Here is an 11,817-nt window from a genome sequence, read left to right as displayed (position 1 = left end):
GCGTACCCGGGGGCACACGAGCCATGATCTCCGACGCACGATTGAGGACGATTGCCGTGATCGCGGTGCTTGCGAGCAGCCTGTGCGCGGCCTACGCGGCCTCGGAGACAGCGACCCCTGTGCTGGCTTCGCCTGAGAGTTTTGCAAACATTGGCGATACGGAGAAGCGCTCGGCGGCGATCTTCACCGAGCTTGGAAAAGTCCTGACGCATCCGCGCTGCACCAACTGTCATCCGGCCGGCGACAGGCCGCACCAGGGCGACAATGCCCGCCTCCATCAGCCGCCGGTCACGCGCGGCGCCGACGGCCATGGGCTCGAGGCGATGCGCTGCAACACCTGCCACCAGAAGGCCAATTTCGAGCCAGGTCGCATGCCCGGCCATCCCGACTGGCATCTTGCCCCACGCGAAATGGCCTGGGAGGGCAAGACCGCCGGCGAGATCTGCGCGCAGATCAAAGACCCCGCGCGCAATGGCGGGCGCAAGGCGGAAGACCTGATCGACCATATCGGCAAGGACACCCTCGTCGGCTGGGCTTGGAAGCCCGGCTTCGGCCGCGCGCCCGTGCCGGGCACGCAGGAGCAGGCCGGCGCGCTGGTCGAGGCGTGGGTGAAGACCGGGGCGGCGTGTCCGGCGCCTTAGGGCGGGTGCTCATAAATTCGATTTGGATGATGGCTAGTCTACACGCGCGAGCAGACATAGTCGGCCTGCCTTAGCGAGCCGACCATCTTCATTTGCCACGTTGGCCGCTTGCGAACTGAAACTCAACTTCGATTTCCACGGGCCCGCCCGTATCTCCGAGACTGCGTTGCATTTCCTCGCGAACTTTATCACGCACCGATTGAGGGAGCGTCAGATAGGCTTGTCCGGTCGAGCCGCCGCCGCGCTCAAATGGGCCAAAGTAGGCATTGAAAGAAGGCATTTTGAATCGATGCGCATGCCTCGTTATTTCGATATCTTGGAATCCGGCCTTGTCGAGCAACTGTCGCAGACGAGCCGCGTCACCCAATGAAAAGGTCCTGGCCGTTGCCTCCCTGATCGCCGGCAAATGCTTAGCCATGACGGCGTTGATTCGGCCGTTGTAGGACCGTTCGGGCACCGTGAGAACTGAAGCGGCCGCACGTCCGCCCGGGCGAAGGACACGCAAGAACTCTGACAATCCGCGCGCGGGATCAGGGAAGAACATTAGCCCGAGGCTGCACATCAAGGCATCGAAGCTGCCATCGGCAAACGAGAGAGATTGGCCGTCCTCCACCGCAAAGCTGGCATTTGCCGCTGCGCTCAGGCGCTGCCGTGCCTGTCCGACCATGGCTTGCGAGACATCGGCTGCGACAACGTGCCCCGTTGGCCCGACTACGAGCAAGGCTTCTGCAGCTGCCAGTCCGGTACCCGTTGCGACGTCGAGGACCTTCATGCCGGACGCAACACCTGCCCCACTCAGCAGGAATGGTAAAAAGTGCTGTGACACATGTGAAAACGCGCCATCGTACTCAGCGGCGGCTTCGGCGTGGTACGCGAGCTCCTTTGCCATTAGCAGCCTCGTCAAATTTGTATTCGTATCGGCTCGGATCATGATCCGCAAAATTGGCGGAGGCAAGAATGCGCCCGCCATCGTGATAATGGCAGCGAAGGTCTGCCATGTCCGGTTCGGGCCAATCGCGTCTGTCGCGCGCTAGGCGAACCGTTTCCGCTCTGCCCCCTGCGATCCGACAAGTCGTCCTGTCCCCGCGGGCCAGGAGCGGACTAGGCGGCCGAAATATGCTTCACGGTCGCCTCGGCCTGCTCAGCGAGCCAATTCACGAACAATTCGACGCTGCGATCGCCGATCAGGTCGGCGGGCCACTGGGCAACCTGAATTTTCGTGGACTCGACGGTAGGGTAATTGGCGAGTGCCGACATGAGGCGTCCAGACGAGACCGCATCTGCGACTAGGAGTGAGCGCCCAAGTGTCACGCCGGCCCCCTCGGCCGCAGCTGACATGCACATTCCCATGTCGTCCAGCGTCAGGCTGCCAGCGGCAGCGCCCGATTTCGGCAATCCCAGGCGTCTAAACCAGGAGGGCCAACCCCAGTCGCCGGTCGCGTTGTCGCCTTTGTGGATGAGCGGTAGGGCCAGGAGGTCGTCGGGGTCCGTCAGGGGACGCCGGCGGGGCAACAGGTGCGGCGCACAGACGGGAAAAATCCGCTCCCAAAACAGCGGCAATTGAGTCGACGTCCGCCGTGCGTCTTCGCTAGCCTTCCAGACAATTCGCACGTCGAGCGGCCGCTTTGATCTGTCCCCTGTCTCCAGCGGTTTGAGATCAACGTTGATCGACGGATATCGCGTCGTAAAGTCCGGCAGGCGGCGGACGAGCCACCATGTTGCCAACGCTGAGCCGGCGCCCAAACGTAACGTCGTTCGGTTCGAGCGCCGCCGCACCTGAGCATCCAGCGCACCAAGCGCGTCGAGTGCTGCTGCAAGCTCTTGCCTGAGCTGCGCACCGGCGGGGGTTATCTCGATCCCCGGATTCTGCCGCAGCAACAATGTCAGCCCGAAGTGGTCCTCCAGTTTTCGGATCTGATGGCTGACCGCACTCTGCGTAACGCCCAACTCCGCCGCGGCGCGTGTGAACGAGCCATGGCGGGTGACAGCGTCGAACGCGACGAGGGGTGCGAAGGGTGGCAAGCGGCGTGGCATCTCGATCTCCTCAAGCCATGATACAGATTCATGAGCTTTTGAGGAGCCGTCATTCGACCAGAGCCTGTTGCCCGGCCATTCATGGTCCATGGAGGCCGAATGACCATGCTCGACAAACCCCGGCAGGACGATGATGAAGAGCGGAGCGCCAGTTGGGCTACCGACGACGGCCATCGCGGCAATCGCATGTCCCTGGAAAGTGCGACGCTGCTTGCAGCGTGCTTGAGCGGCTTTCTGTTTCAAGTCGACTTAACGGCTTTGGCGGCTGCCCTGCCCGATATTGGCCGCGACCTCGGTGCCGCTTCCGCACGAGCGGCCTGGGTCATCGACGTCTACAGCCTTGCTTTGATCTTCTGCTTGCCGATCGCAGGTAGCCTTGCTGACAGATACGGACGCGTTCAAATCTTCACTTGGGGTGCTGGGCTGTTTGGCCTCGCCTCTCTGCTGTGCGCGTGCGCGAACACGCTCGATGTCTTGCTGACATTCCGCACATTGCAAGGCATCGCCGGTGCCTGCATCACCAGCACCTCGTCTGCCCTCCTTGCTGGTGCCTACGAGGGACCTCGGCGCGCGCGGGCGTTTGGACTTTGGGGCGCCATCGCCGGTGCCTCGATGGTCACCGGTCCGCCGCTCGGATCGTTCCTGGCTGGCACGGTCGGGTGGCGCTGGATTTTTTGGATCAACTTGCCGCTTTGCGTCGTCCTGGTTTTTCTGGCGATGCGCAAAATCGGCGATGGGGTCGACCAGCAGCGGTCGAGCGCCAAGGTAGATTGGCTCGGTGCTGGCCTTCTTGCAATAACGTCAGCCGCGCTCGCATTCATGTTGCTGGAAGCACCCGCGCTTGGCGGCATTGCGTCGGCAACGGTCCTGACCGGACTCGCAGCTTCCGGGATTGCGCTCCTTCTGTTCGTTTGGGTGGAATGCCGACACCCCAACCCGGCGTTCGATCTTAAGCTGTTCGGATCCCGGCAGTTCATAGCGATGTGCCTCGTCCCGATAGCGGGATCGATCGGATTCTGGTCGCTTCTCGTTTACGTGCCGCAATTGGCGCGCGGACCATTGGGCCTCAGTCCGCTTGAGGCGGGCTGGCTGCTGGTCGCGCTCACATTGCCGATGATGGTGTTGCCGCGCTATGGGGCGGTTTTGGCCACCCGCATCCCGCCACGATCGTTCTTCTGTGGTGGTCTCGCGCTTGTCGGAATGGCTGACCTGGCACTTGGTGCGATCTCCGGCGCAAATGCGGGGCCGGACACGCTGGCAATGACCGTCATTGCATTGCTCGTCAGCGGGTCAGGCTGTGCCGTGATCAACGCTCAGATCACTGCCGCCGCCGTGTCGGCGGTTCCAGGCGATCGTGCGGCGACCGCATCGGCCATTTGCGTCACGATGCGCCAAATCGGTTTCAGCTTCGGGATCGCGCTTTTGGGCGCGGCCCTCCAGCAAAGTTCGAGTGGCGACTATTTCGCCGCGTTCATTGTTGCAGGCGCATCGACCCTTGCCCTGACGGCCATCGTCTATTGGCTTTTGGACGGGAAACAGGCGGCCTAGTAGCCGCGATCGGCGGCAGTTCAGGGGCCAACAGGCGAAGTATTTGTCGCCTTGTCTGCCGCACGAGGAGATCGATGATTTTGCCGCGCGGTCCTCGCGAACGAACGATTTGAGAGCGAAGAAGAGCTGAGGCCCGATCGGATTTCGCGGCCTGGAAAGCTGGCAAGGCTGCACCCTTCCAGATGCCCCTTGCCGGGCTGCGCGCTATTGGGGCGTATCGCCATCATTGCATATACGCTGTGACGCGAATCCTCCCGGTAGCCAGGTCTCCAGTCCCTACGCTCCAAATCTGCCGCTCATTGACCCATGCATACTCTTGGGAGGCGCTGGTGAGACGGATGTTTGCAAAGATATCGATCATCGGCTCGCCGCTTCGCGGTGCGGCTTGACCATCGCCCGACAACGCAATGCGATGGCCATCGTCGGTCTCAACGATCACGTGGAGGTCAAGGTCGATGCGACCATCAGCGCGCATTCGCAGATAGTCGATGCCGTGCTGGCGCCCCGAAAGGCGGCCCTTACAGGAGCCATCGATATGAAGATCGAAACGCGCTCCTTGCAGTGGGACCGCTTTCTGGCCGGTAAGGATATCATCCATGCTTACGCCGTAATCCGTGACGCCCGTGAGAGCCAGATCGCATTCATATATCTTCTCGCCCCTCATTCCAGGATTCTGAGTCATTGTATTTCTCCCAGGTGTTCGTTCGGCTGGATTGCCGACATCCAGTCGAACGGGCGACCGCCAAGACGACATGTTCAGGACAAATTATTTCACAGCTGGCGCAGTTAGCGGTCTCATGCCGGCTCTGGAAGCCCGGCTGCGGCCGCTCGCCCGTGCCGGGCACGCAAGAGCAGGCCGGCGCGCTGGTCGAGGCCTGGGTGACGACTGGGGCGGCCCGTCCTGCGCCGTGATCTCGAAGATGGCGTTTCGGACCGACGTCCTTTGAAGCCGCTTTTGCATGGCCAAGACTCGAAGCGAATATCACTCCTCCGGCCCCGGCGAGCCGCATTGAACTCGCCAGTTCCGCTCGCCATGTGTGGGGGGACCGCTTGGAGCAAAACAATGAAGAAGCTTCTCACGTGTGTGGCGGCCATGGGCTGCCTGGTCGCCCTCCTCTCCATCGCGCAGGCCCGCTCCGCATTCGACGGCTCCTGGGACCTCGTTTTCGTGACGCAAAGAGGCACTTGCGATCCGACCTATAATTTCACCGTCAACATCACCAACGGAATAGTTACACATCCGAACCTAGTCAGATTCAGAGGCTACGTGGCGCATTCGGGCGCAGTTCGGGCGTCAGTGACAGTCCATGACAAATTCGCGTCCGGCTCAGGCCGGCTCTCTAGTAATTCTGGCCGCGGCAGGTGGAGTGGCCATTCAGGAAGCGCACGTTGCTCAGGCTATTGGACTGCGCAGCGAAATTGAGGCGCCGAGCCCAGCCCGGAGCTGGCCGCAGAGAGCAGAGGACGGTTCCGCGCCGAAGAGTCCCGCTTTGAACAGGTTCCTGAACTCTTCGGAAAGCGTCCTTGGCTTTACGAAGATCACTCGTCTTCCACAAACAACCCCTCGCCATGGACGTACCAGTTTGCGCGCGACGCCCAATGTACGTGCCGGTCGGGTGTCGCGCCAAGCGGATCATCGAAGGCGCCCGCGTGAATGATCACCTCACGGCCGCTACGCATCAGATGCGGCATCGGGCGCGTTACTGCTCAACTGGTGTGCCGGCCGGGACATGGGCGCCCGATGCAATCCATTGGTCGTAGGTCTGGAACTTCACGCCGAGCATGTCGTACGAAACTCGCAGGTAGCCGTCGCTGCCGCGCAGCACCGCGGTGGGCATAATCGTCTGCACTTCCTGCGCCATCACGCCGACATGGGATTTGTTGCCGCCGTTGTAGGTGAAGCGATAGAAGCCGATGCCGTTTTCGAGGTGACCGATAAGGAAGATGTCGTGCTTGAGCATCATGTCCGATCGCCGGACGACACGCCGGGTGGTCCGCCGTGCAACACCTCGCACGCCGACTACTGGTGCGACGACGGGCCCGACAACAGGTCGGGCGACGCAGCCCGCGCGGTAGACACCAGCGGCACAATAGACAACAGCATTTGCCTCGGGTGTCTCGATGGCCATGGTTGCGGAGAAGGCGGTAATGCCAAGCGCAGCGAGGAGGATCGAGCGCATCATTGTCTCCTTCGTTGAATTGTTGTCAGGGGAGTTTCACGCAAAAGAATTACGAATAGGATCAGATTTTCGCCCGGCGAGCAATTGTTCTCCGGGGCGATACATTCCGCGCCTCAATTCACAGACTATCCCCGCATCGCCAGATTGTGACAGAGATGCAGACTAACTATCGTCGCTGGCCCTCCCGGACAGGTTGTGCTAAAGAGAAATACTGGAGGATGCCGCATTGCAAGCGAAAGGGGCTCCTCAAGCGACGCACCTTCAATTGCGCTTAATAGCTCTGTTTCCAGCGACCTTGTTTTGAGTTCTGCAGACGCCACGCGGCGTTTGATGCAGCTGGTCATGCACGTCCTCTTGCAAGCAATGCACGCCCTCGCCTTGGATCGAGAATGCTTCAATCAATGCCGCCGCGAGCTGTGTGAACGCATCTGGCATCGGCTTTGCTGCCATTCTTCGTGTTGAATTCCCGTGGCGCCACGCAGCAAGGCAATACGCTGAGACCTTCAATGTTCAGACCCTCGAACGCGATCATTCCGACGGTAAACATGGTGAATTGAACGAAGTCGCAAATTAGAGGTCGCCAAATCAGAAGAGGAGGATTCGACATGTTTCGAGGAATTCTGACGCTGACAATTTCTCTTTGCCTCGGCGCGGCGGCTGCGCCTGCCGCGCTGGCGGAGGGCGCTGCACCGGCCATCACTGAACAAGAAGCGCATGCCATCGCGGTGGATGCCTATGTCTACTTTTACTCGCTGATGTCGATGGACGTCTCGAGAAAGCAATTCACCAACGGCACGACCGATTTCAGAGGACCGATGAATACCTTTGTCAACGTGCCGGAATACCCCCCTGCCAATTTCAAGGGCGTGGTGCGATCGAACTTCGACACGCTGTATTCCGTCTCCTGGCTGAACATGACCAAGGAGCCCGTCGTCATCTCCGCACCAGATACAAGTGGGCGCTACTATCTGCTGCCGATGCTCGACATGTGGACCGACGTCTTCGCATCGCCCGGCTGGCGAACGACGGGCACCAAGGCCGGCACGTTCCTGATCACGCCCCCGGGCTGGCGGCCCGATCTGCGCGACAGGTTCGCGGAAGAATTCAAGCTTCCGAGCGACACCCAGCGCATCGAAGCGCCGACGCCCTATGTCTGGGTGATCGGCCGCACCAAGACGGATGGCCCGCCGGACTACGATGCGGTCCATAAGATTCAGGCCGGTTACAAGGTCACGCTCCTTTCCGAGTATGGCAAGACACCCAAGCCGGTCGAGTTCACGCCGGACCCAAGCGTCGACATGAAGACGCCGCCGAAGGTCCAGGTCGATACCATGTCGGCCGGCGTGTACTTCGCCAGCGCCGCAGAACTGCTCAAGCTTCACCCGCCGCACGTTACCGATGAGCCGATCATCGCGCAGATGAAGAAAATCGGCATCGAGCCCGGCAAGAGTTTTGACATCGGCAAGCTCGATCCGGTGTTGCAACGGGCGCTGGAGACTGCCCCGCAAGACGGCCAGAAGCTGATGACCTGGAAAGTGCCGACACTGGCGCGGGTCGCAAATGGCTGGTCGATGAACACCGATACGATGGGTGTCTACGGCAACTACTATCTGAAGCGTGCCATCGTCGCCCAACTTGGGCTGGGCGCGAACCTGCCTGAGGATGCCATCTATCCGCTCAATCTCGGCGACGAGACCAACAAGCCGCTGGATGGAGCCAACAAGTACACAATTACGTTCGAGAAGGGCGCTGCCCCGCCGGTCAATGCCTTCTGGTCGATCACGCTATACGACCCGGAAGGTTTCCAGGTCGGCAATGCGCTCAACCGTTTTGCTGTGAGCAGCTGGATGCCGTTCAAGTACAACGCAGACGGGTCGCTCGATATATTCTTCCAGAACGAAAGTCCGGGCAAGGACAAGGATGCGAACTGGCTTCCGGCGCCGAAGGGAGCCTTTAGTCTGACCATGCGCCTCTACAGCCCGAAGTCCGATGCGCTGACCGGAAAATGGAATCCGCCGCCGGTCGTGAAAACGCAGGCGGGAACGGTGGGCTTGGCCCAATAAAGTTGATTTGAGCGCCGGCGCTTTGCGCCGGCGTCCGACCGTACGAGCACAAATGTCCCTGGAAGACCGATCGTTAGAAGCGAGCGAGTTGATCCTGAGGAGCTTCAAATGTTGACCAAACGCGAACTTCTTCGCACTGCTGCGATGACGACGATCACCCTTGCGGCGACAAGGTCCTTGCCGGCGTTTGCCCAGGCCAGCGCCGATCGACCGGGCTTCCTCAAGGCGAAGGACATTGCCGAAGCGGGCTTTATCTACGGCCTGCCGATCGTGATGAACTACGCCGTGATGTACGAGTACGCAGTCGATCGCAACTCCGGGCAGTTCAAGGCCCCGTTCAACCAGATCAAGAACGAACCCAACGTTTACACCTACAAGGACACCGCCGTCATCACGCCGAACAGCGATACCCCCTATTCGATCCTGTGGATGGATTTGCGGGCGGAGCCAATAGTTCTCTCGGTCCCAACCGTGGACCCGAAGCGCTACTACTCGATCATGCTCTGCGACGGCAACACCTACAATTACGGCTATGTTGGCAGCCGCGCCACCGGAAGCGAGGCCGGCGACTATATGGTTGTCGGGCCGAACTGGAACGGAGCAACTCCGCCCGGGATCAAGAAGGTGTTTCGGTCGACCACGCAGTTTTCGGTGGCGGCCTATCGCACGCAGCTTTTCAATCCCGACGATCTCGAGAACATGAAGAAAGTCCAGGAGGGCTATAAGGCGCAGTCGCTTTCGGCCTATCTGAAACAGCCGACGACTGTTGCCGCAGCGGCCGTCGACTTTCCGAAGATTGACAAGGAGCTCGTGAAGACGAACTTCTTCGAATACCTCGACTTCGCGCTTCAATTTGCCCCCGTTCAGGAGAACGAAAAGGACATTCGCGCGCAGCTTGCGACCATCGGCGTTGGCTCGGGCAAGACCTTCAATTTCAAGGACCTTCCGATGGAGCAGAAGCTCGAAGTCGGCCTGGGCATGAAGGAGGGCGAACGAAAGATCGAAGAGGCCGTCGCAAAGGCCGGCAAGGAGATCAACGGCTGGCGGGTCAGCTCGCTGTTTGGCGATCGCGCTTTCTTCAATGGCGACTGGTTGAAGCGGGCCACCGGCGCAAAGGCGGGGATATACGGCAACGATGCAGCGGAGGCGACCTATCCCATGACGCGCGTCGACATCGATGGTCAGACCCTCGACTGTAGCCGGCACGACTACTCACTGACGTTCCCGGCCGGTCAGCTGCCGCCGGTGAATGCGTTCTGGTCGGTGACGATGTATGACGGCAAGACCCAATTGTTGATCGAAAACCCGATCAACCGCTATCTCATCAACTCGCCGATGCTCCTCGCCATGAAGACCAACGCTGACGGGTCGCTGACAATCCATATTCAGAACAAATCGCCCGGTGCCGACAAGGAAGCCAATTGGCTTCCGGCTCCAAACGGCCCGATCTATCTGGCGATGCGGCTCTACTGGCCCAAGACCGAAGCACCGTCGATCCTGCCTCCGGGCCAAGGGACGTGGCAGCCGCCGGGCGTGAAGCTGGTCTCGTAGAGACAGTGGGATGGGAGGAGTGAAGTGAAACGCCTCCTCCTGCTCACCCGCGCCGGCACAATGGGATCTCCAGCCAATTGGGACAGACAAATGACGCGCGACATATCCAAATGGAAATCTCGGCGCTGGCTCACCCGCTCAGGTCTCAGCGCTGCCATGGTGCTGCTCGGCTGCGTGTCCGAGACGGCATACGCGGATGAGGGCGGGGTATCGTACTGGCTTCCCGGCCGTTTTAGCAGCCTCGCGGCAACGCCCGGGGTGCCGGGCTGGTCCATGGCCGAGGTCTATTATCATACCTCCGTATCGGCGTTCGGCGCCGCAGCCGCGGCACGAGAGATTCAGATCGGCAGATTCCCTGCCACGGTGAACGTCGACTTGAATCTTCGCCTCAATGCGCAGGCCGATCTGGTACTTCTCAACCCTACCTACACGTTCGCGACGCCGGTGCTGGGCGGACAGTTGGCCATCGGCATTACCGGCCTGTTCGGGCGATCCAGCGCCGACCTCAACGGGACACTTACAACCGGTTTCGGACCACTCGCGACAACTCGCACGGGCAGCTTTGGCGATTCGATTACCTCGGTCGGCGACCTCTACCCACAGCTGACACTGAAATGGAACGCAGGCGTTCACAACTTCATGACCTATGTGACGGGAGACGTTCCCGTCGGCGCCTACGATCCAGACCGCCTTGCCAATCTCGGCATTGGCCACGGCGCCATCGATGGCGGCGGCGGTTACACCTACTTCAATCCGCAAGCGGGGCACGAATTTTCGGCCGTCGCGGGATTTACCTACAATTTCAAGAACAACGACACGCAATACCAGAACGGCACTGATTTTCACGTCGACTGGGGCGCTTCCCAGTTTCTCTCGAAGCAGGTCTTTGTCGGCCTGGTGGGATACGCCTATCAGCAGATCACCGACGACTCCGGACAACACCCGATCCTCGGTGGTTTCCGCTCGCGGGTCGTAGGCGTGGGCCCACAGGTCGGCTTTCTGTTTCCGGTTGGCGACATGCAAGGATATCTCAATCTGAAAGGATACGGCGAATTCGCCGCCGAAAACCGGCCGGCGGGCTGGAATACCTGGCTGACCTTTTCGATTTCTCCAATGGCGCCCACCGGCACAGTGACGCCGACGCGGCGAATTGTGACGAAATAGGTTCAGAAGACTAGTAGTTGGCAACGGCCTTGGCAGGCCTGGCCTGAATGCAACGGGCGCCCGACGGCGAGAAGGATGGCGTTCATGTATAAGTCGCGTGCGTCAATCTTGCTGGCCGCGATTGTTCTTTTCAGCCCATTTGCGCGGGCACAACATGCGCCGGCAACGCTCGCCTCCGAACAACCGCAGGAGATGCTGGCGGCGCAGATCCGCACGCAAGGGTTTGCATGTGACAAGTCGCTTGGTGCGGCGCGAGACAAGAAGCGCTTCAGGCCGGACTACGTGGTCTGGGTACTGAAGTGCAGCAACGCGACGTACCGGATAGCGCGCGCGCCCGATATGGCCGCGAAGATCGAGCGTGTTCGGTAACGATCTGAATCTTCCCATCCACTTGCGCTTCTACTCCTCTCCGCATTGTGTCACTTGCAGATGGCCACCGGCTATGCATAGCGACTTCCGCTTTGCTCTCAAACGGAGACAATGCAGGACCGGCCGCCGACGTCGGCCTTGGGCCCAGGCCGTGTGAAAACAGTGCAACTTGAGCCCACCGGCGCGTTCCGCGGCCGCCGGGCCTTTGATGCGATGGGATCGACCTCCTGTCATCTTAGGGGCAACCAGAAGCTTCATCTAGGCGCT

11 protein-coding genes and 1 pseudogene are annotated in these 11,817 nt (G+C 60.5%); 7 read left to right on the top strand and 5 right to left on the bottom strand.

From position 1 onward, the window contains the following. Nucleotides 1–23 precede the first annotated feature (23 nt). Nucleotides 24–641, top strand: coding sequence for an Isoquinoline 1-oxidoreductase subunit (locus GWG65_RS37690; RefSeq protein ID WP_275200461.1), 618 nt, complete (start codon nucleotides 24–26; stop codon nucleotides 639–641). 88 nt (nucleotides 642–729) lie between these two features. On the opposite strand, the gene GWG65_RS37685 is transcribed toward GWG65_RS37690, so the two are convergent. Together GWG65_RS37685 and GWG65_RS37680 are read right to left on the bottom strand one after the other, a co-directional pair. After that, nucleotides 730–1,530: a methyltransferase domain-containing protein gene (locus tag GWG65_RS37685; protein WP_275200460.1), complete on the bottom strand. Its 801-nt coding sequence runs from the start codon at nucleotides 1,528–1,530 to the stop codon at nucleotides 730–732. Between the two features lie 212 nt (nucleotides 1,531–1,742). Next, nucleotides 1,743–2,675, bottom strand: a complete 933-nt coding sequence (locus tag GWG65_RS37680; protein ID WP_275200459.1) for a LysR substrate-binding domain-containing protein — start codon at nucleotides 2,673–2,675, stop codon at nucleotides 1,743–1,745. A gap of 99 nt (nucleotides 2,676–2,774) precedes the next feature. Between GWG65_RS37680 and GWG65_RS37675 the strand changes: the two genes are divergently transcribed. After that, nucleotides 2,775–4,223 (top strand): MFS transporter, encoded by a 1,449-nt coding sequence (locus tag GWG65_RS37675; protein WP_275200458.1) that lies wholly within the window; start codon nucleotides 2,775–2,777, stop codon nucleotides 4,221–4,223. Between the two features lie 223 nt (nucleotides 4,224–4,446). On the opposite strand, the gene GWG65_RS37670 is transcribed toward GWG65_RS37675, so the two are convergent. Further along, on the bottom strand, nucleotides 4,447–4,905 hold the full coding sequence (locus tag GWG65_RS37670; protein ID WP_275200457.1) for a DUF3237 family protein: 459 nt from the start codon (nucleotides 4,903–4,905) through the stop codon (nucleotides 4,447–4,449). A gap of 125 nt (nucleotides 4,906–5,030) precedes the next feature. Here GWG65_RS37670 and GWG65_RS37665 point away from each other — a divergent pair. Continuing rightward, nucleotides 5,031–5,135 (top strand): annotated as a pseudogene (locus GWG65_RS37665) (Isoquinoline 1-oxidoreductase subunit); the annotation flags it as partial. A gap of 788 nt (nucleotides 5,136–5,923) precedes the next feature. On the opposite strand, the gene GWG65_RS40555 reads toward GWG65_RS37665, so the two are convergent. Further along, nucleotides 5,924–6,403, bottom strand: a complete 480-nt coding sequence (locus GWG65_RS40555; RefSeq protein ID WP_342760706.1) for a tail fiber domain-containing protein — start codon at nucleotides 6,401–6,403, stop codon at nucleotides 5,924–5,926. A gap of 261 nt (nucleotides 6,404–6,664) precedes the next feature. After that, nucleotides 6,665–6,853 (bottom strand): hypothetical protein, encoded by a 189-nt coding sequence (locus GWG65_RS37655; RefSeq protein WP_275200456.1) that lies wholly within the window; start codon nucleotides 6,851–6,853, stop codon nucleotides 6,665–6,667. Nucleotides 6,854–7,008: 155 nt separating this feature from the next. Here GWG65_RS37655 and GWG65_RS37650 point away from each other — a divergent pair, with 155 nt between their 5' ends. From GWG65_RS37650 to GWG65_RS37635, 4 genes are all read left to right on the top strand, one after another. Beyond that, on the top strand, nucleotides 7,009–8,466 hold the full coding sequence (locus tag GWG65_RS37650) for a DUF1254 domain-containing protein (protein ID WP_275200455.1): 1,458 nt from the start codon (nucleotides 7,009–7,011) through the stop codon (nucleotides 8,464–8,466). Nucleotides 8,467–8,574: 108 nt separating this feature from the next. Next, complete coding sequence (locus GWG65_RS37645; RefSeq protein ID WP_275200454.1) at nucleotides 8,575–10,017, top strand: DUF1254 domain-containing protein; 1,443 nt, start codon at nucleotides 8,575–8,577, stop codon at nucleotides 10,015–10,017. A gap of 156 nt (nucleotides 10,018–10,173) precedes the next feature. Continuing rightward, on the top strand, nucleotides 10,174–11,181 hold the full coding sequence (locus GWG65_RS37640) for a transporter (protein WP_275200477.1): 1,008 nt from the start codon (nucleotides 10,174–10,176) through the stop codon (nucleotides 11,179–11,181). Nucleotides 11,182–11,256: 75 nt separating this feature from the next. Then, nucleotides 11,257–11,550 (top strand): hypothetical protein, encoded by a 294-nt coding sequence (locus tag GWG65_RS37635; protein ID WP_275200453.1) that lies wholly within the window; start codon nucleotides 11,257–11,259, stop codon nucleotides 11,548–11,550. The last annotated feature ends 267 nt before the right edge of the window (nucleotides 11,551–11,817 follow it).

This window comes from Bradyrhizobium sp. CSA207 (assembly GCF_029051685.1).
Taxonomy (GTDB): Bacteria; Pseudomonadota; Alphaproteobacteria; order Rhizobiales; family Xanthobacteraceae; genus Bradyrhizobium.
This window is presented reverse-complemented; position numbering and strand designations above follow the sequence as displayed.

What these genes read in the sequence shown, in the direction of transcription:
- GWG65_RS37640 (WP_275200477.1), top strand. Translation starts at nt 10,174, where the DNA reads ATGGTGCTGCTCGGCTGCGTGTCCGAGACGGCATACGCGGATGAGGGC.
- GWG65_RS37645 (WP_275200454.1), top strand. Translation starts at nt 8,575, where the DNA reads ATGTTGACCAAACGCGAACTTCTTCGCACTGCTGCGATGACGACGATC.
- GWG65_RS37675 (WP_275200458.1), top strand. Translation starts at nt 2,775, where the DNA reads ATGACCATGCTCGACAAACCCCGGCAGGACGATGATGAAGAGCGGAGC.
- GWG65_RS37635 (WP_275200453.1), top strand. Translation starts at nt 11,257, where the DNA reads ATGGCGTTCATGTATAAGTCGCGTGCGTCAATCTTGCTGGCCGCGATT.
- GWG65_RS37680 (WP_275200459.1), bottom strand. Translation starts at nt 2,675, where the DNA reads ATGCCACGCCGCTTGCCACCCTTCGCACCCCTCGTCGCGTTCGACGCT.
- GWG65_RS37650 (WP_275200455.1), top strand. Translation starts at nt 7,009, where the DNA reads ATGTTTCGAGGAATTCTGACGCTGACAATTTCTCTTTGCCTCGGCGCG.
- GWG65_RS37685 (WP_275200460.1), bottom strand. Translation starts at nt 1,530, where the DNA reads ATGGCAAAGGAGCTCGCGTACCACGCCGAAGCCGCCGCTGAGTACGAT.
- GWG65_RS37690 (WP_275200461.1), top strand. Translation starts at nt 24, where the DNA reads ATGATCTCCGACGCACGATTGAGGACGATTGCCGTGATCGCGGTGCTT.
- GWG65_RS37655 (WP_275200456.1), bottom strand. Translation starts at nt 6,853, where the DNA reads ATGGCAGCAAAGCCGATGCCAGATGCGTTCACACAGCTCGCGGCGGCA.
- GWG65_RS37670 (WP_275200457.1), bottom strand. Translation starts at nt 4,905, where the DNA reads ATGACTCAGAATCCTGGAATGAGGGGCGAGAAGATATATGAATGCGAT.
- GWG65_RS40555 (WP_342760706.1), bottom strand. Translation starts at nt 6,403, where the DNA reads ATGCGCTCGATCCTCCTCGCTGCGCTTGGCATTACCGCCTTCTCCGCA.